At 63.4% G+C, this 15,702-nt stretch carries 16 protein-coding genes; 9 read left to right on the forward strand and 7 right to left on the reverse strand.

What is annotated here, in order from left to right; all coding sequences use genetic code 11:
• Positions 1 to 72 precede the first annotated feature (72 nt).
• The gene (gene mdeB, locus AC07W0_RS25120; RefSeq protein ID WP_102618710.1) at positions 73 to 2,763 is read right to left on the reverse strand and encodes an alpha-ketoglutarate dehydrogenase; all 2,691 of its coding nucleotides are present in this window, start codon (positions 2,761 to 2,763) and stop codon (positions 73 to 75) included.
• Positions 2,764 to 2,954: 191 nt separating this feature from the next.
• On the opposite strand from mdeB, the gene AC07W0_RS25125 reads away from it, so the two are divergent.
• The 3 genes from AC07W0_RS25125 to AC07W0_RS25135 all read left to right on the forward strand — a co-directional run bounded on the left by AC07W0_RS25125 (position 2,955) and on the right by AC07W0_RS25135 (position 5,648).
• Positions 2,955 to 3,881, forward strand: a complete 927-nt coding sequence (locus AC07W0_RS25125) for a class I SAM-dependent methyltransferase (protein ID WP_046483619.1) — start codon at positions 2,955 to 2,957, stop codon at positions 3,879 to 3,881.
• Positions 3,882 to 4,029: 148 nt separating this feature from the next.
• Complete coding sequence (gene pcsA / locus AC07W0_RS25130) at positions 4,030 to 4,746, forward strand: phosphatidylcholine synthase (protein ID WP_017848465.1); 717 nt, start codon at positions 4,030 to 4,032, stop codon at positions 4,744 to 4,746.
• Positions 4,747 to 4,868: 122 nt separating this feature from the next.
• On the forward strand, positions 4,869 to 5,648 hold the full coding sequence (locus tag AC07W0_RS25135; protein WP_102618711.1) for a TSUP family transporter: 780 nt from the start codon (positions 4,869 to 4,871) through the stop codon (positions 5,646 to 5,648).
• On the opposite strand, the gene nudC is transcribed toward AC07W0_RS25135, so the two are convergent.
• Together nudC and AC07W0_RS25145 are read right to left on the reverse strand one after the other, a co-directional pair.
• Positions 5,616 to 6,449 (reverse strand): NAD(+) diphosphatase, encoded by an 834-nt coding sequence (nudC, locus tag AC07W0_RS25140; RefSeq protein ID WP_017848463.1) that lies wholly within the window; start codon positions 6,447 to 6,449, stop codon positions 5,616 to 5,618. The genes AC07W0_RS25135 and nudC overlap by 33 nt on opposite strands.
• Before the next feature lie 5 nt (positions 6,450 to 6,454).
• Complete coding sequence (locus AC07W0_RS25145) at positions 6,455 to 7,267, reverse strand: crotonase/enoyl-CoA hydratase family protein (RefSeq protein WP_017848462.1); 813 nt, start codon at positions 7,265 to 7,267, stop codon at positions 6,455 to 6,457.
• A 205-nt stretch (positions 7,268 to 7,472) separates the two neighbouring features.
• On the opposite strand from AC07W0_RS25145, the gene AC07W0_RS25150 reads away from it, so the two are divergent.
• From AC07W0_RS25150 to AC07W0_RS25160, 3 genes are all read left to right on the forward strand, one after another.
• Entirely contained in the window at positions 7,473 to 8,027 is a 555-nt protein-coding gene (locus tag AC07W0_RS25150) for a UPF0149 family protein (RefSeq protein WP_102618712.1), read from the forward strand.
• Positions 8,028 to 8,118: 91 nt separating this feature from the next.
• On the forward strand, positions 8,119 to 9,375 hold the full coding sequence (gene aroA, locus AC07W0_RS25155) for a 3-phosphoshikimate 1-carboxyvinyltransferase (RefSeq protein WP_102618713.1): 1,257 nt from the start codon (positions 8,119 to 8,121) through the stop codon (positions 9,373 to 9,375).
• Positions 9,376 to 9,407: 32 nt separating this feature from the next.
• A complete protein-coding gene (locus AC07W0_RS25160; protein WP_046383210.1) occupies positions 9,408 to 9,794 on the forward strand; it encodes a hypothetical protein in 387 nt (128 codons plus the stop codon).
• A 67-nt stretch (positions 9,795 to 9,861) separates the two neighbouring features.
• Here AC07W0_RS25160 and AC07W0_RS25165 read toward each other — a convergent pair whose 3' ends face one another.
• Both AC07W0_RS25165 and AC07W0_RS25170 read right to left on the reverse strand, forming a co-directional pair.
• The gene (locus tag AC07W0_RS25165; RefSeq protein WP_102618714.1) at positions 9,862 to 10,239 is read right to left on the reverse strand and encodes a hypothetical protein; all 378 of its coding nucleotides are present in this window, start codon (positions 10,237 to 10,239) and stop codon (positions 9,862 to 9,864) included.
• 73 nt (positions 10,240 to 10,312) lie between these two features.
• Positions 10,313 to 10,912, reverse strand: a complete 600-nt coding sequence (locus AC07W0_RS25170) for an NAD(P)H-dependent oxidoreductase (RefSeq protein ID WP_017848457.1) — start codon at positions 10,910 to 10,912, stop codon at positions 10,313 to 10,315.
• A gap of 69 nt (positions 10,913 to 10,981) precedes the next feature.
• On the opposite strand from AC07W0_RS25170, the gene AC07W0_RS25175 reads away from it, so the two are divergent.
• On the forward strand, positions 10,982 to 11,593 hold the full coding sequence (locus AC07W0_RS25175) for a TetR/AcrR family transcriptional regulator (RefSeq protein WP_017848456.1): 612 nt from the start codon (positions 10,982 to 10,984) through the stop codon (positions 11,591 to 11,593).
• A gap of 10 nt (positions 11,594 to 11,603) precedes the next feature.
• On the opposite strand, the gene AC07W0_RS25180 is transcribed toward AC07W0_RS25175, so the two are convergent.
• Positions 11,604 to 12,281 (reverse strand): GNAT family N-acetyltransferase, encoded by a 678-nt coding sequence (locus AC07W0_RS25180; RefSeq protein WP_102618715.1) that lies wholly within the window; start codon positions 12,279 to 12,281, stop codon positions 11,604 to 11,606.
• Between the two features lie 136 nt (positions 12,282 to 12,417).
• The gene (locus tag AC07W0_RS25185) at positions 12,418 to 13,299 is read right to left on the reverse strand and encodes a LysR family transcriptional regulator (RefSeq protein WP_102618716.1); all 882 of its coding nucleotides are present in this window, start codon (positions 13,297 to 13,299) and stop codon (positions 12,418 to 12,420) included.
• A 113-nt stretch (positions 13,300 to 13,412) separates the two neighbouring features.
• Between AC07W0_RS25185 and AC07W0_RS25190 the strand changes: the two genes are divergently transcribed.
• Both AC07W0_RS25190 and AC07W0_RS25195 read left to right on the forward strand, forming a co-directional pair.
• Positions 13,413 to 14,615 carry an MFS transporter gene (locus AC07W0_RS25190; RefSeq protein ID WP_102618717.1) on the forward strand — a complete coding sequence of 401 codons (1,203 nt, stop codon included), beginning with the start codon at positions 13,413 to 13,415 and terminating at the stop codon, positions 14,613 to 14,615.
• Between the two features lie 193 nt (positions 14,616 to 14,808).
• Positions 14,809 to 15,663 (forward strand): CAP domain-containing protein, encoded by an 855-nt coding sequence (locus AC07W0_RS25195; RefSeq protein WP_017848452.1) that lies wholly within the window; start codon positions 14,809 to 14,811, stop codon positions 15,661 to 15,663.
• Positions 15,664 to 15,702 lie beyond the last annotated feature (39 nt).

Here is a 15,702-nt window from a genome sequence, read left to right on the forward strand (position 1 = left end):
CCCGATAGCAGTGTGTCAGTCAGCTTATATGTCACTGACCCGGCGCAATCGGGGGCAAGCCCCCTCCCACATTTAGGTCCAGGACGCTGCACGCTCCGCCTGGAGGCCATAGCGTTCAATTGCCTGCTGGCATACCTGCCGATCCAGACTGCCCTGCTCCGCCAATGCCGTTAGCGCCGCCAACACCAGGTGATGGCGATCGACCTCAAAAAAATCCCGCAACGCCGCCCGTGTATCGCTGCGCCCGAAACCGTCGGTGCCGAGTACGGTGTAGGGGGAATCCAGGTACGAAGCAATCATCTGCGGCACCGCCCGCACGTAGTCCGACACCGCAACCACCGGGGCGCCCTTGGGCAAGCAATCATTCACATGACTGACGCGCTGGATCGCCTGCGGATGCAAGCGATTCCAACGCTCCACCTCCCGCGCCTGCCGGGCCAGTTCGCTGAAGCTGGTCACGCTGTAGACCTCACTCGCCACCTGCCAATCGTCCGCCAATAGCTGCGCAGCCGCCTGGGCTTCACGCACCAGCGTACCCGAACCGAGCAGGCGCACCTGGGCGTCAGGCGCGCCCTGCAAGCGGTACATACCTTTGATGATCGCCGCTTCCACCCCCTCGGGCAGGCTCGGCTGCGGGTAGTTTTCGTTCATCAGGGTCACGTAGTAGAACTCGTCGACATCATGCTCCAGCATCTGGCGCATGCCGTGGTCGAGGATCACCGCAAACTCCCCGGCGAACGCCGGGTCGTAGGCACGGCAGTTGGGGACGCTGGCGGCGCTCAGGTGGCTGCTGCCGTCCTGATGCTGCAGGCCCTCGCCGCCGAGGGTGGTGCGGCCAGCAGTGGCGCCCAGCAGGAAGCCACGGGCGCGCTGATCGGCGGCGGCCCAGATCAGGTCGCCCACGCGCTGAAAGCCGAACATCGAGTAATAGATGTAGAACGGCAACATGCGCAGGCCATGCACCGAATAGCTGGTGGCCGCCGCGACCCAGGAGCTGATGGCGCTGGCTTCGCTGATGCCCTCTTCGAGGATCTGCCCGTCGGTGGCTTCGCGGTAGCTGAGGATCGAGCCGATATCTTCCGGCTCGTAGCGTTGGCCGACGCTGGAATAGATGCCGATCTGCTTGAACAGGTTGGCCATGCCGAAGGTACGCGCCTCGTCGGCGACGATCGGCACGATGCGTGGCCCCAGGTGCTTGTCCTTGAGCAGGTTGGTGAGCATACGCACGAAGGCCATGGTGGTGGACATCTCCTTACCCGCGGCAGCCGTGGCGAAGCCGGCGTAACCGGCCAGAGGCGGCACACTGACCGGCGCGGCGGCCTGGCAGCGACTGGGCACATAGCCGCCCAGGGCGTTGCGCCGTTGATGCAGATAGCGCAACTCCAGGCTGTCAGCGGCCGGTTTGAAGAAACTCAACGACTCGGTCTGCTCATCCGTCAGCGGCAACTGGAAACGATTGCGGAAGGCGATCAGCGCCTCGCGATCGAGTTTCTTCTGCTGGTGGGTGGTCATCTTGCCCTGCCCGGCTTCGCCCATGCCGAAGCCTTTTTTGGTCTGGGCCAGGATCACCGTGGGCTTGCCCTTGACCCGCCGCGCCGCGTGGTAGGCGGCGTGGATCTTGACCATGTCGTGGCCGCCGCGCTTGAGGCGGTCGATCTGTTCGTCGCTCATGCCCTCGACCAGCTTGACCAGGGACGCGCTCTGGCCGAAGAAGTGCTCGCGGTTGTAGGCGCCGTCCTTGGCGGCGAAGGTCTGGAACTGCCCGTCCACGGTCTGCGACAGCGTATTGACCAGGGCGCCGTCGCTGTCCTTGGCGAGCAAGGCGTCCCAGTCCGAGCCCCACACCAGCTTGATCACATTCCAGCCGGCGCCGCCGAACAACGCCTCCAGTTCATCGATGATCCGCCCATTGCCACGCACCGGGCCGTCGAGGCGTTGCAGGTTGCAGTTGACCACCCAGGTCAGGTTGTCCAGGCCTTCGCGGGCGGCCAGGGTCAGGGCCGACATGCTTTCCGGCTCGTCCATTTCGCCGTCGCCGAATACGCCCCAGACGTGGCGCTCGGTGGTGTCCTGCAAGCCGCGGTGCTGCAGGTAGCGCATAAAGCGCGCCTGGAAAATCGAGCTGATCGGGCCGATGCCCATGGAGCCGGTGGGAAACTGCCAGAAGTCCGGCATCAACCACGGGTGCGGGTAACTCGACAAACCGCGCGCGCCGACCTTGGCCCCGCCGATTTCCTGCCGGTAGTGCGCCAGGTCCTGCTCGCTCAGGCGCCCCTCCAGGAACGCCCGCGCATAAATGCCCGGCGCGGAATGCGGCTGGTAGAACACCAGGTCGCCGCCAAAGCCGTCGTGGCGGGCACGGAAAAAGTGATTGAAGCCCACTTCGAACAAATCCGCCGCGCTGGCGTAGCTGGCGATATGACCGCCGAGTTCGCCATACGCCTGGTTGGCGCGCACCACCATGGCCAGGGCGTTCCAGCGCACCAGCGAGGCCAGGCGTTCTTCGGTGGCCAGGTCGCCGGGAAACGCCGGCTGCTGCTCGACGCTGATGCTATTGATATACGGGGTGCCGTGACGGGGTTTCCAGTCGATGTGCGGGGCGCCGCCTTCACGGGCCAGCACGTCGAGGATCTGCCGCGCCCGCGCGGGGCCGGCGTTGGCCACCAGCGAGGCCAGGGCGTCGCGCCACTCGTCCTGTTCGATTTGATCACCGGCGAGCTGATCCGTTGTGGTGTGATTCACTGCGCTCGCAAAACCGTTCATGGGCACCTCCAGGCTTTTTTTTCAGTTTATGTCGATGACTGAGGATTTTTTGCCTGATGTCAGGCGTACCAAAGCGTATTTTGAGCATGAATCGCTGCCAATCAGACGTTTCCCAGCACGTTGTGCTCTAACCCCCCGAAACCTCGCCATTGTGTTTAAAATGCCGCCCGCTCAACGAACGACGCTCAACGATGAACCCCGACGCCCTCGCCACACTGCACGCCCACCTGCTGACCGCCCTGGCCACGCCACCGACCGAAACCCGGCGCCTGTTCCACGGGCGCGGCCGTTGCTGGCCGGGCCTGGAGCAACTGACCGTGGACTGGCTGCAGGGCGTGGTGCTGGTCGCGCTGTTCAAGGAGCCGGAGGCGGCGCATCTGGACGCGCTGAAACAGCTGCTGGTTCAGTTCGAATGGGCGCAGTCCGGCGCCCACACGGTAGCCCTGCAGCACCGCTACCTGCCGCAAAGCACCACCGAATGGCTGGTGGGCGATGCGATCGATGAGCTGACGATTACCGAAGGCGGCCTGCGCTACCTGATCGACCTCGGTAAAAAACAGAACAGCGGGCTGTTTCTCGACATGCGCTACGGCCGCAACTGGGTGCGCGAACAGGCCAAGGGGCTGCGGGTACTCAACCTGTTCGCCTACACCTGCGGGTTTTCCGTGGCGGCCATCGAGGGCGGCGCCGAGCATGTGGTGAACCTGGACATGGCCCGCGGCGCCCTGAGCCGAGGTCGCGACAACCATCGCCTGAATGGGCATGACCTGAGCCGCGTTACCTTTCTTGGCCACGACTTGTTCAAGTCCTGGGCCAAGGTCATCCACAGCGGCCCCTATGATCTGGTGATCATCGACCCGCCGTCCTTCCAGAAAGGCAGTTTCCTGCTGACCAAGGATTACCAGCGCGTGCTGCGCCGCCTGCCGGATTTGCTCACGCCACAAGGCACGGTGCTGGCGTGCATGAATGACCCGGCGTTCGGCGAGGACTTCCTGATCGATGGCGTGACCCGCGAAGCACCGGGCCTGCGCTTTGTCGAACGGCTGGAAAACCCGCCGGAATTCCCGGATATCGATCGGCAAAGCGGCTTGAAAGCCTTGGTGTTCCGCCAAGGCTGATGCCGAAACGTCCGACGCTTGCTACGCTAAGCAATCACCGGGGTGGTGAACCTTATCCTCCCCTTCCCGGTCGATACCTGCATCCCCTGGCCAGACTCGACGCTGCCACAGCGTCGGCTGCCCCGTTTCACCCTTTGGAGAACCGCCCGTGATATCGACCCTGCATGTAGCCAGACTGAAAGCCTGGGGCGCCCACGGCTTCACTGCCACCGGAGTGGTGTTGGCCTTCCTGGCCACGCTGGCCTTGCTGGAGAACTCACCCAAGGCGTGCCTGCTGTGGCTGGGCCTGGCACTGGTGGTCGATGGCGTCGACGGTTCCCTGGCCCGCCGCGTGAATGTCAGCACGGTACTGCCCAGCTTTGACGGCTCGGTGCTGGACCTGGTGATTGATTACCTGACCTATGTGTTTATCCCAGCACTGTTTATCTACCGCTATATCGACCTGCCGGACTTTACCCACCTGTTCACGGTGTCGGTGATCCTGGTGTCGTCGCTGTTCTGCTTCTGCAACGTGAACATGAAAAGCAAGGACAACTACTTCGTCGGCTTCCCCGCCGCCTGGAACGTGGTGGCCCTCTGCGTGTATATCATCCAGCCCGACGCGTGGGTGACGTTGCTCACGGTGATTGGCCTGGCGCTGCTGACCGTGACGCCGATGAAGTTCCTGCACCCGTTCCGGGTCAAGCGGTTCATGCCGATCAACATCGCGGTGACCACGCTCTGGTTGCTGTGCAGCTTCTTGATGGTGGTGGATTACCCGAACACCAACCCGTGGACGTTTGGGTTGTGGTCGCTGATGTCGGCGTACTTCCTCGGGATCTGCATCTGGCGCACCGCGCTGGAGTGGCTGGGCACCCACAAATAGCCAGGCCGGCACCGTTTGAATGTGGGAGGAGGCTTGCGCCCTCCCACATTTGGATTTGCGTACACCGGGCAGGTAAGATGGCCGCCTTTCGCATAGCGCCCTGCCAACCATAAGCCCTGCCCATGCCCTTCGAACTCAGCGTAGACCTCACTACCCTCGCCATCCTGGCCGTCGTTGCGTTCATCGCCGGCTTCATCGACGCCATCGCCGGCGGTGGCGGCTTGCTCACCACCCCGGCCCTGCTCACCGCCGGCATGCCGCCCCATTTGGTACTGGGCACCAACAAACTCAGCTCCACCTTCGGCTCGGCCACCGCCAGTTTCACCTTTTACCGACGCAAGCTGTTTCACCCGCGCCAGTGGGTACATGCCATCGTCGGTACGTTTATCGGCGCCCTGGCCGGCGCCATCGTCGCCCACTACCTGCCCGCCGAAACCCTGAACAAGATGCTCCCGGTGATCGTCTTCGGTTGTGGCCTGTACCTGTTGTTCGGCGGCACGCCCAAGGCGCCGCTGGAGGGCGACGCACCGATCAAGAAGAAATGGCAGGCCACCCAAGGCTTCGGCCTGGGCTTCTACGACGGCGTGGCCGGCCCCGGCACTGGCGCGTTCTGGACGGTGAGCACGATGCTGCTGCACCCCATCGACCTGGTCAAAGCCAGCGGCGTGGCGCGCAGCATGAACTTCGTCAGCAACGCGGCGGCGCTGGCGGTGTTTATCATCAACGGTTCGGTGGACTGGATCGTCGGGCTGGCCATGGGCGTGTCGGTGATGGTGGGCGCGTTCATTGGCGCACGCAGCGCAATCAGCGGCGGCGCCAAATTCATTCGCCCGGTGTTTATCACCGTGGTCCTCGGCCTGACGGTGCGCCTAGCCTGGCAGCACTGGTTCAGCGTGGCCTAAGCGGCGGGCCACGTAGAGGTCGATCAGGTAACGCGCAATCGAGCGTGACGCCGGCAACGGCGGCAAGTCGTGGATGTTGAACCACTGCGCGTCCTCGATCTCATCGGCCTGGGGCACGATATCGCCACCGGCGTACTCGGCATGGAAGCCCAGCATCATCGAATGGGGAAACGGCCAGCACTGGCTGCCCACGTACTGGATATTGCGGACTTCCAGCTGCACTTCTTCGTGAACTTCGCGGATCAGGCAGTCTTCGGCCGACTCACCCGGCTCGGCAAACCCCGCCAGCGTGCTGTAGACCCCGGGGACAAAGCGCGGCGACCGCGCCAGCAGGATCTCGTCGCCACGGGTCACCAGCACAATCATGCTCGGCGAGATGCGCGGGTAGCTGCGCAGGTCACAAGCCTCGCAGAACATCGCCCGCTCCCGAGGGACCTGGACCATGGCCTGGCCGCAACTGCCACAAAAACGGTGTTCCCGCGCCCAGGTGCCGATCTGCGCGGCATAGGCCAGCACTTTGTACAGCCGGTGATCGCCTTGCAGCATGAAGCCGCGCAGGCCTTGCCAACTGCATCCAGGCACGTCGCTGGCGGCATTGAGTTCGAGCAGGTACACCGGCTCGCCGTCAAGATGGCCGATGCCGTGTTCGGCGAACACCGCCAGGTCCTGGCGCTTGAGCCATTCCCGCGGGAACAGCGCGCCATTGGTGTCGTGTAAAAAACCCTCGCGGCTGCGCGCGACGGCCCAGCCGCCGGGGGTTTGGTTGTCCAGCAGTGTGGTGGTAATCCAGCCTGGGGTCATATCAGTCAATCCACGAATTCGGGTTTCTGCTTGCTCATATGGGCCGCGATGGCCACGCGCAAGTCGTTGGATTGCAACATAGCCGCGTTCCAGGTAGCAACGTATTCCAAACCGTCATTGACTGTATGGTCACGCATGTAGCTGATCATGGCCTTGGTGCCGGTCACGGCAATCGGCGATTTGGCGGCGATTTCCCGAGCGATGTCCAGTACGCCGGCCAACAGGCTTTCCTGATCGGGATACACGCGATTGACCAGGCCGATACTGCGCGCTTCCTCGGCGCCGAACTGGCGACCGGTGTAGGCCAGCTCGCGCAGCATGCCATCGCCGATGATGCGCGGCAGGCGCTGCAGGGTGCCGACGTCGGCCGCCATGCCGATGTCGATTTCCTTGATGGAAAACTGCGCATCCTCGGCGGCGTAACGCATGTCGCAGGCGCTGATCAGGTCGATGGCGCCACCGATGCAGTAGCCCTGGATCGCGGCCAGCACCGGCTTGCGGCAGGTGTCGACGGCGTTGAACGAGGCTTGCAGTTCGAGGATCTTGCGCCGCAACAGGCGTGCATTACGGCCCACGTCCTTGCCAAAATCATTGGCCACCGAGGCCAGCATCATCAGGTCGATGCCGGACGAGAAATGTTTGCCGGCACCGCTGAGCACCACGGCGCGCACGGCGTCGGTGTCGTCGACCCAGCGGAAGATATCGATGATCTCGGTCCAGAACGCCGCGTTCATGGCGTTGATCTTTTCCGGGCGGTTGATCTGCACATGGGCAACGCTGCCAATGAGCTCGACGACGAAAGCTTGGTATTCGGACATGGCAGTGATCCCTGACTGGCGAGTAATAAGAGCCGAACTATAACAAGGGTGAGCCACGGCGCATCAGCCAAAAACGGGACTGCTAAAATTCATCCGGGACGGGCCGTCGGCCTTGGAAAAGGCTGGATAAAAACCGCCTCAGGCGCCATCCTTCGCGCTTTAAGCCGCTGCCGCAGCGGCGCTCGACGTTTAAAGGATACGCCCCATGCTCACCCAACCTCTGGCCCCCGCCGATTTCGGCCTGATCGAAGAAACCCTGCTCAAGTACGGTGACGACCACTCGGTGCTGAACCTCGCCGAACTCGATGGTTACTTCTGTGCACTGGTGTCCAGCCCGGCACCGGTGGATATCGCCGAGTGGTTCCCGGCGATCTGGGGCGGGCAGAACCCGCAGTGGGAAAGTGCCGAAGAAGCCAAGCAGTTCCTCGAACTGTGCGTTCGCCACATGAACGCCCGCGCCGCCCAACTGGCCACCGACGCCAAAGGTTTCCGGGCGCGCTTCGACGACACGGAGCATCAGGGCCAGACCCTGACCCTCGCCGAAGAATGGTGCTTTGGCTATATCCGTGGCGCCGCTATCGGCAACTGGCCTGAACTGCCCGCCGAACAGGCCGCACTGCTGGAGAAAATCTCCTGGTGCGCCGAACAGGACAACTTCGAACTGCCGGCGGACCTCGATGTACAGGCGCATCAGCAGCGCGTCAGCGAGATCGAACCGGCGGCGCGGGCGCTGCATGATTACTCGCTCGCCCAGCGCTAAGCCTCGACAAGCGTGACGTCTATGCCCGATTATTCGGGTCCGCCCGTCGGCCACTCCGTGCCACCTTGCCTTGAATCAGGAGCCTTGTACCTTGAGTTCGCAGAAAACCGTGACCGTTACACCGCCCACTTTCCCCCTCAATGGCAAGGTCGCGCCCCCCGGCTCCAAATCCATTACCAACCGCGCGCTGTTGCTCGCCGCCCTGGCCAAGGGCACCAGCCGCCTCAGCGGCGCGTTGAAGAGCGATGACACCCGGCACATGTCGGTGGCCCTGCGCCAGATGGGCGTGATCATCGACGAGCCGGACGACACCACCTTCGTGGTCACGGGCCAAGGCCTGCTGCAATTACCTGCGCAGCCGCTGTTCCTCGGCAATGCCGGCACCGCGATGCGTTTTCTCACCGCCGCCGTCGCCACCGTGCAAGGCACCGTGGTGCTGGACGGCGACGACTACATGCGCAAACGCCCGATCGGCCCGCTGCTCGCCACCCTCGGCCAGAACGGCATCCAGGTCGACAGCCCGACCGGTTGCCCGCCGGTTACCGTGCATGGCGTGGGCAAGGTCCAGGCCAAGCGCTTTGAGATCGACGGCGGTCTGTCCAGCCAATACGTATCGGCCTTGCTGATGCTCGCGGCCTGCGGCGCAGCGCCGATTGAAGTGGCGCTGACCGGCAAGGACATCGGCGCCCGCGGCTATGTGGACCTGACCCTCGACTGCATGCGTGCATTCGGCGCGCAGGTCGAGGTGGTCGACGACACCACCTGGCGCGTCGCTCCCAGCGGCTACACCGCCCATGACTACCTGATCGAACCGGACGCCTCCGCCGCCACCTACCTGTGGGCGGCTGAAGTGCTGACCGGCGGGCACATCGATATCGGCGTCGCCGCACACGACTTCACCCAGCCGGACGCCAAGGCCCAGGCGCTGATCGCGCAGTTCCCGAACATGCAGGCCACGGTGGTGGGTTCGCAAATGCAGGACGCGATCCCGACGCTTGCCGTGCTGGCCGCGTTCAACAACAGCCCGGTGCGCTTCACCGAACTGGCCAACCTGCGGGTCAAGGAATGTGATCGCGTGCAGGCGCTGCACGACGGCCTCAACCAGATCCGCCCAGGCCTGGCCCGCATCGAAGGCGATGACCTGCTGGTGGCCAGCGATCCGGCACTGGCAGGCACGGCCTGCACTGCACTGATCGACACCCACGCCGACCACCGCATCGCCATGTGTTTCGCCCTGGCCGGGCTGAAGGTCTCGGGTATTCGTATTCAGGACCCGGACTGCGTGGCCAAGACCTATCCTGACTACTGGAAGGCACTGGGCAGCCTGGGTGTCGCCCTGCGCTACTGAGTCCGCGGCGTCGAGATGGGGAGGGCTTGATCATGAACATTCGCCAACCCTGCCCGCCCGGCGCCTGTGTCTGTGACCGCGAACAGCTGCTGCAAACCCCAGGCGCCGACCTGCGCATCCTCAACCTGACGCGCCAGGAAGAAAAACGCCTGATCGAACGCCTGGAAGACCTGCAAAGCCTGCAAGACCTCGAACACATGCAGCAGCGCATGTACGCGCTATTGGGTATCCGCGTGCAGGTCGCGCCGGGGCACACCGAGGTCAAGAGCATGCGCGGGATTCAGATCGTCATCGACGAACTGCCCGGCCTGTGCCGCAAGACCCGGCAATCGATCCCGGCGGCGATTCGCCGAGGCCTGGAGAAACGACCGGAGATTGCCTACCGGCTGCTGGATGCACATGACCTGCTTGGACTCTAGTCGGTCCTTTCAGTGCATCGGCACCAAGCTGCGGCTCCAGGCCTGAGGCGTGCCGCAACTAACGTAGTTACCAGATGAAATTATCGCCGCCTTTCACGCCATGCCCATTAAGCACGTCCCGGTAAGTCATAGTGGGATACTTGATAAGCCTGTCCACTTGCTCGGAGTTCAAATCTTGAACTTCTCTAGGCGATATATTTGGAAACTCTTTCCCATGTGCATCCACCACTTGCTGAAAGTTCATATTGGGATATTTATCGAGCGTATTGTGTTGGTCAAAGGTCAAGTTTTGCAGGTCGCCATTCGATAGATTTGGAAACGGACTGTCTTCGTTCGCATTGTTTTCCTGCTCTTGTCTCACTTGATCTTGCGTGGGTTTTCCCTGGGATGTGTCAATGGGAGGAGCAATCGGTGCGGATCCAGATGCAGCAGAAATTGAAGTCATTATCAAATCTCCAGTGATTGTGAACGCCTTGATTGGTCGTCGAACGGTTTCTGGTTCCCTGCTCGCAACGAAATCATCCGGCGACCGTCTCGGTTTCGAACAGACCCTGGCCCACTGCCTTGGCGTGATCCAGATGCACCTGCACCTGGCCGCTTTCCGACTCCAGCAGCAACGCTGACGTCAGCACCTGCGCGCCACAGTAATCGAAGATCCCGTAATCGATCTGCGTGTGCATGGCCTTGGCATAACCATGGCGCTCAAACGCGCTTTGATCGGCAGCACCGAGGGCCAGCAGGTGAACCTGCAAGTGCCGCAGTTTCTTCACCACCGGAGTGTCGGGGCCGTAGTCGATCGCCCAGCCGTTGACGAACACGCGGTCGATCCACCCCTTGAGCAGGCCTGGCAGCGACCACCAGTAAATGGGGAACACCAAAACCAGGGCGTCGGCGCGGTCGATGCGGGCTTGTTCGGCGGCGACGTCAGCCGGCGGTTCGGCGCGGGTGCGATGTACGCGCTGGTCGGCAGCGTTGTAGCGCGGGTCGAAGCCTTCGGCGGCAAGGTCGGCGATTTCGAACGTATGGCCAGACGCGCTCAGCCCGGCGGCGACTTGCGCGGCGAGGCTGTGGGTGAGGGATTGCGGGTCGTGATGAGCTACAACGATCAGTGCGTGCATGACAGTGACTCCCATTGGGTTTATGCTGGGCTTAAGTTACCTTTGGTAAGTTACTTTTGGTATATAAGCATGTCAAGCAGTGAATCCCCTGCCCCGCGTCGTCGCCTGTCGCGTGAAGATCGTCTGCGCCAATTGTTGGACGTGGCCTGGCAACTGGTGCGTGAAGAAGGCACCGAAGCCCTGACCCTCGGCCACCTGGCGGAACGAGCGGGCGTGACCAAGCCGGTGGTCTATGACCATTTCGTTACCCGCGCGGGGTTGCTGGCGGCGTTGTATGAGGATTTCGATGGGCGCCAGAATCAGGTGCTTGCCGACGCCCTCGAAGCCAGCAGCCCGACCCTGGAAGATCGCGCGTGGGTGATCGCCTCATCCTATGTCGACTGCGTGTTGTTGCAGGGCCGGGAAATTCCGGGGGTGATCGCGGCGCTGAGCAGCTCGCCGGAGCTGGAAAGCCTCAAGCGCAAGTACGAAGCACTCTTTCTCGATAAGTGCCGCGACGTCATGGCCCCCTTCGCGCCGGGCGGCAGCGTGTCCCAGGCCGGGCTGCGGGCCATGCTCGGGGCGGCGGAGGCCTTGTCTCATGCGGCGGCCAGCGGTGAGCTCAGCCGTGAAGAGGCGCAACAGGAGTTGCTGGCGACCATTCTGGCAATGGTCAATCGCGGGGCGCGCAGCGCCCGTTGAGAGGCGTTTTTCAGCCTCGCCCCTGCACAAACAAGCGGACCTTGTGCGCCAGTTGATCCAGGTGCCGGTCGCGTTGCTTCTCGGCATCCACCATGGCGCGCTTGCCATGTTTTTGCAGCAGGTAGGTATGAATCTGCCGCACTTCCAATGAGCTATAGATAGCGGCTACATCCAGCACGCCCATCAAGCCATCGGTGGCGTAGGCGCGGGTGTTCATCAGCACCTGCGTGCCGCGCGCGCCGCGCACCTGAAAGCCCATCGCCGCGAAGGCCGGCACTTTGTCCACGGCGCAGGCCAGTTCGGCGTGAGGGTAACGTGCCAGCACCTCTTGCATCATGCCCCGCGCCACGCCCTGGCGCCGGCTGCCTGCCTGTACGGCCATGAACGCCACACCGCAGGCTTCTGGGTCGTCCTTGACCGGCAAGTACAGCAAAAACCCAATGACTTTTTCCGGGTCTTGCGCAGACGTCGCGACGATCAGTTCGACCGCGATCCCCTTCGACCCGTCCAGCGCCTGCAGGTACAAATGCACCTCAAAGCCGATGGCATATTGGTAAATGTTGTAGAGCAGGTTACTCGGCGGCAGCGCGACGCTGCTGATGTCGGTGAGGTTGTCGACCACCATCTGCAGGATCTGGCTGTTGACCGGTTCGGGGCACGGCGTGGTGTAGCGGGTAAGGCTGAACATGCAAATTCCTGAGGTTTCGCGTCAAGGCAGATGGGATTGTACCTGTTGCAGCAGGTTCGGGATCGATAGGCATGCCCGCCATGCTCTGCACGCCTGGCGGCTCGCATGCACATCGCCCCGGGGACGGGCCGCACTGTCATCGTCCGCACACCTCGCGCAAACATCCGCGCAACCAACGATGGGCCAGGTCGGCGTCCAACCGTGGGTGCCAGAGCATTGCCACGGTAAACGCGGGTAACGCCACCGGCAGCGCAAAACAGAACAGGTCGCGCCGGTCTGGGGTATAGCGCTCGGGCACCGAGGCAATCAGGTCGGTGTTGCGTGCCAGGGCGATGGCGCTGGAAAAACTCGCGACGATGCTGCCGATCTGCCGCGTCAGGCCCTGGGCTTCGAGGACGTCGTCGATCTGGCCGCGGTCCTGGCCGCGCCGCGATACGTAAAGGTGTCGGCCCTCGGCAAACCGTGCAGCGCTGATCTCGCCTTGGCTCAGGGGATGGCCGCTGCGCACCACGCCGATCAAGCGATCGCGAAACAGCGCCTGGGTCAGCACTTCAGGGCTGGCCATGGGGTCGACCACGCCGATGTCCAGGTCGACGCGGCCTTCGCGCAGTTGCGCAGTGTCCTTGTCGGTCTTGCTGACGAAGCGCAGGCGCACGCCGGGGGCGTCCTCGGCGAGACGGGCGAGCAACGCCGAACCGAAGCCTTCGACAAACTCCTCGCTGGTTCGCAGGGTGAAGGTGCGGACCACGTGGGCCATCTCCAGCGCCTGTGCCGGGCGCAACACCGCCTGGGCGCCCTGCACCAGTTGGCTGACCTGTTCGCGCAGTGCCAACGCCCGTGGCGTCGGCACCAGGCCACGGCCAGCGCGGACCAGCAACGGGTCGCCGGTGGTCGCACGCAAGCGCGCCAACGCCCGGCTCATGGCCGAAGGGCTCAACCGCAGGCGCTTGGCCGCACGGGCGACACTGCCTTCGGCGAGCAATATATCCAGGGTGATCAGCAAATTGAGATCGGGCATCAGCGCTCCATGGTAGGCGTCACATGCAGGTATTTAGTGCAACTCATGCGTCTTCCTCCATGTTAGGTCACGCCGTAGATTTGCGACAGTTGCGTTCATTCAAGGAATCTTCCATGCATACCTCTTCCCGTGGCGGTCTTGTCAGCCTGTGCCTGTCCATGTTGCTGGCCGCCCTTGGCACCAGCATCGCCAATGTCGGCCTGCCCAGCCTCGCGCAGGCCTTCAATGCATCCTTTCACGCGACGCAATGGGTGGTGCTCACCTACCTGCTGGCGATCACAGCGGTCATCGTCAATGCCGGGCGCCTGGGCGATCGGCTGGGGCGACGGCGGCTGTTGATCGCTGGCTTGCTGCTGTTCGCCTTGGCCGGCGGGTTATGCGGTGTCGCGCCTGGCCTGCGGTGGCTGATTGCGGCGCGCAGCCTGCAAGGTTTGGGCGCGGCGATCATGATGGCGATGACGTTAGCGATGGTCGGCGACACCGTCCCCCAAGCGCGCACTGCGCGTGTCATGGGCTTGCTCGGCACGATGTCAGCCGTCGGTACCGCCATGGGCCCCGGCGTGGGCGGCCTGTTGCTCAGTGTGTGGGGGTGGCGCGCGCTGTTTCTGATGGGGATGCCGCTGGGCTTGCTCGCGGCCGCCCTCGCCTGGCGCTACTTGCCGGTGGATCAGCCACCCGCGCCACTGGTCGGCGGCGGTGGCGTTTGGCGCTTATTGCAGTCGACCTCGTTGCGCGCCGGCCTGGCGATGAGCGCGTTGGTGTCGGCGGTGATCATGGCCACCTTTGTCGTCGGGCCGTTCTACTTGTCCCGAGGGCTTGGGCTCGATCCGGCCGGGATGGGCCTGGCAATGGCTGTCGGCCCTGGTGTCGCGGCGCTCACCGGCATTCCGGCCGGTCGTCTGAGCGAACGCTTTGGCAGCCACGTCATGACACTCGTGGGGCTGGCTGTCTGCGGCAGTGGCGCCCTGTCGCTGTGCCTGGCGTCCGGGCTGGTCACTTATCTTGCCTCACTGATTACGCTGACGGCGGGCTACAGCCTGTTCCAGGCCGCCAACAACACTGCGGTGATGAGCGAAGCCGATGCGGCACGCCGAGGCACGATCTCAGGCCTGCTGAACCTGTCACGCAACCTGGGGCTGATTTTCGGTGCGTCGGCATTGGGCGCGATGTTTGCCTGGACCACTCCCGATGTCACCCATGCCACGCCGCAATCCGTGGCTGACGGTCTGCACGCAACCTTTACCGCAGCGTTCGCTTTGATCCTGCTCGCCAGCGCCATGGCATGGCGGCGACAACCCGCGCGTCAGCTGGCGTGAGCCGAATATCCTCGCTCATGACGGGTGGATCAGCCTCGCCATGCCGGCGCGGCGGGTGGTGGCGTTTGCCTTGTATGACCAGGGCCGTGAGCATCCGGTATTCAAAACCCGAGGAAAAAAGTTCGGACCAACGGGTGCATGGACGCCCCTACATCGCGCATCATGGGCACTTTCAAGTTCAAGGGTAACGTCCATGCGCGTGCTGTCATTGATGATGGGTCTGACGACGCTGGCCGCCAGCCTGGTGTTCTGCGCCAGCGCGATGGCGAATGAAGAAAGTCAGTTAGTGCAACAGATCAACGCTTACCGCAGCCAGGTGCAACGCTGCGGCGACCAAGGTTCCCAGGAACTGCCACCGCTGGCCAGCGATACACGCCTGGTGCTGCCGGCCAGTAATGTCGGCGACTTGCAGCAGGCCCTGGCCCGCGCGGCGTACCCGATGGTCAACGTGCAGGCAATCAGCCTGTCCGGGCCCAAGGATGCCCAGGCGGCCATGAAAGCCGTGCGCGAGAGTTTCTGCCGCGTGGTGCTGGACCCGCAATTCGTCGACATCGGCGTGAGCAACAGCGGCCAGGACTGGCGCATCGTGCTCGCCCGCCCACTGCTGTCCAGCGGCCTGGGCGATTGGCAGACCGAAGGCAGGCAATTGCTGAACCTGATCAACGCCGCCCGCACACAACCGCGCCAATGCGGTCCCCAGGCGTTCACCGCGACCACGCCACTGTCGTGGAACGACACCTTGGCCAGTGCCGCCAACAGCCACACACGCAACATGGCCAACGGCAATTTCTTCGACCATCTGGACCACGACGGCCGCACCCCGGGCGACCGTGCCGAGCTGGCCGGGTACAGCGCGAAGAACATCGGCGAAAACATCGCGGCCGGCCTCGACACCCCGCGCAAAGTGGTGGACGGCTGGCTCGCCAGCCCCGGCCATTGCGCCAACCTGATGAACCCGCAATTCCGTGAAGTGGGCGCCGCCTACGCCATGGACCCGAAGAGCGATGCAGGCATTTATTGGACAGCGGTGTTCGGAACACAACAGTAAGTGAACACCCGCGATGAGATCTATCCCAGCGGGTGAAGC

Source organism: Pseudomonas sp. GW704-F2 (assembly GCF_059423025.1).

Excerpts from the sequence above, each read along its gene's own strand:
- mdeB (WP_102618710.1), bottom strand. The coding sequence starts at position 2,763 with ATGAACGGTTTTGCGAGCGCAGTGAATCACACCACAACGGATCAGCTC.
- AC07W0_RS25145 (WP_017848462.1), bottom strand. The coding sequence starts at position 7,267 with ATGTCCGAATACCAAGCTTTCGTCGTCGAGCTCATTGGCAGCGTTGCC.
- AC07W0_RS25190 (WP_102618717.1), top strand. The coding sequence starts at position 13,413 with ATGCATACCTCTTCCCGTGGCGGTCTTGTCAGCCTGTGCCTGTCCATG.
- AC07W0_RS25170 (WP_017848457.1), bottom strand. The coding sequence starts at position 10,912 with ATGCACGCACTGATCGTTGTAGCTCATCACGACCCGCAATCCCTCACC.
- AC07W0_RS25195 (WP_017848452.1), top strand. The coding sequence starts at position 14,809 with ATGCGCGTGCTGTCATTGATGATGGGTCTGACGACGCTGGCCGCCAGC.
- AC07W0_RS25150 (WP_102618712.1), top strand. The coding sequence starts at position 7,473 with ATGCTCACCCAACCTCTGGCCCCCGCCGATTTCGGCCTGATCGAAGAA.
- AC07W0_RS25125 (WP_046483619.1), top strand. The coding sequence starts at position 2,955 with ATGAACCCCGACGCCCTCGCCACACTGCACGCCCACCTGCTGACCGCC.
- AC07W0_RS25135 (WP_102618711.1), top strand. The coding sequence starts at position 4,869 with ATGCCCTTCGAACTCAGCGTAGACCTCACTACCCTCGCCATCCTGGCC.
- AC07W0_RS25185 (WP_102618716.1), bottom strand. The coding sequence starts at position 13,299 with ATGCCCGATCTCAATTTGCTGATCACCCTGGATATATTGCTCGCCGAA.
- AC07W0_RS25165 (WP_102618714.1), bottom strand. The coding sequence starts at position 10,239 with ATGACTTCAATTTCTGCTGCATCTGGATCCGCACCGATTGCTCCTCCC.
- AC07W0_RS25180 (WP_102618715.1), bottom strand. The coding sequence starts at position 12,281 with ATGTTCAGCCTTACCCGCTACACCACGCCGTGCCCCGAACCGGTCAAC.
- AC07W0_RS25175 (WP_017848456.1), top strand. The coding sequence starts at position 10,982 with ATGTCAAGCAGTGAATCCCCTGCCCCGCGTCGTCGCCTGTCGCGTGAA.
- AC07W0_RS25160 (WP_046383210.1), top strand. The coding sequence starts at position 9,408 with ATGAACATTCGCCAACCCTGCCCGCCCGGCGCCTGTGTCTGTGACCGC.
- nudC (WP_017848463.1), bottom strand. The coding sequence starts at position 6,449 with ATGACCCCAGGCTGGATTACCACCACACTGCTGGACAACCAAACCCCC.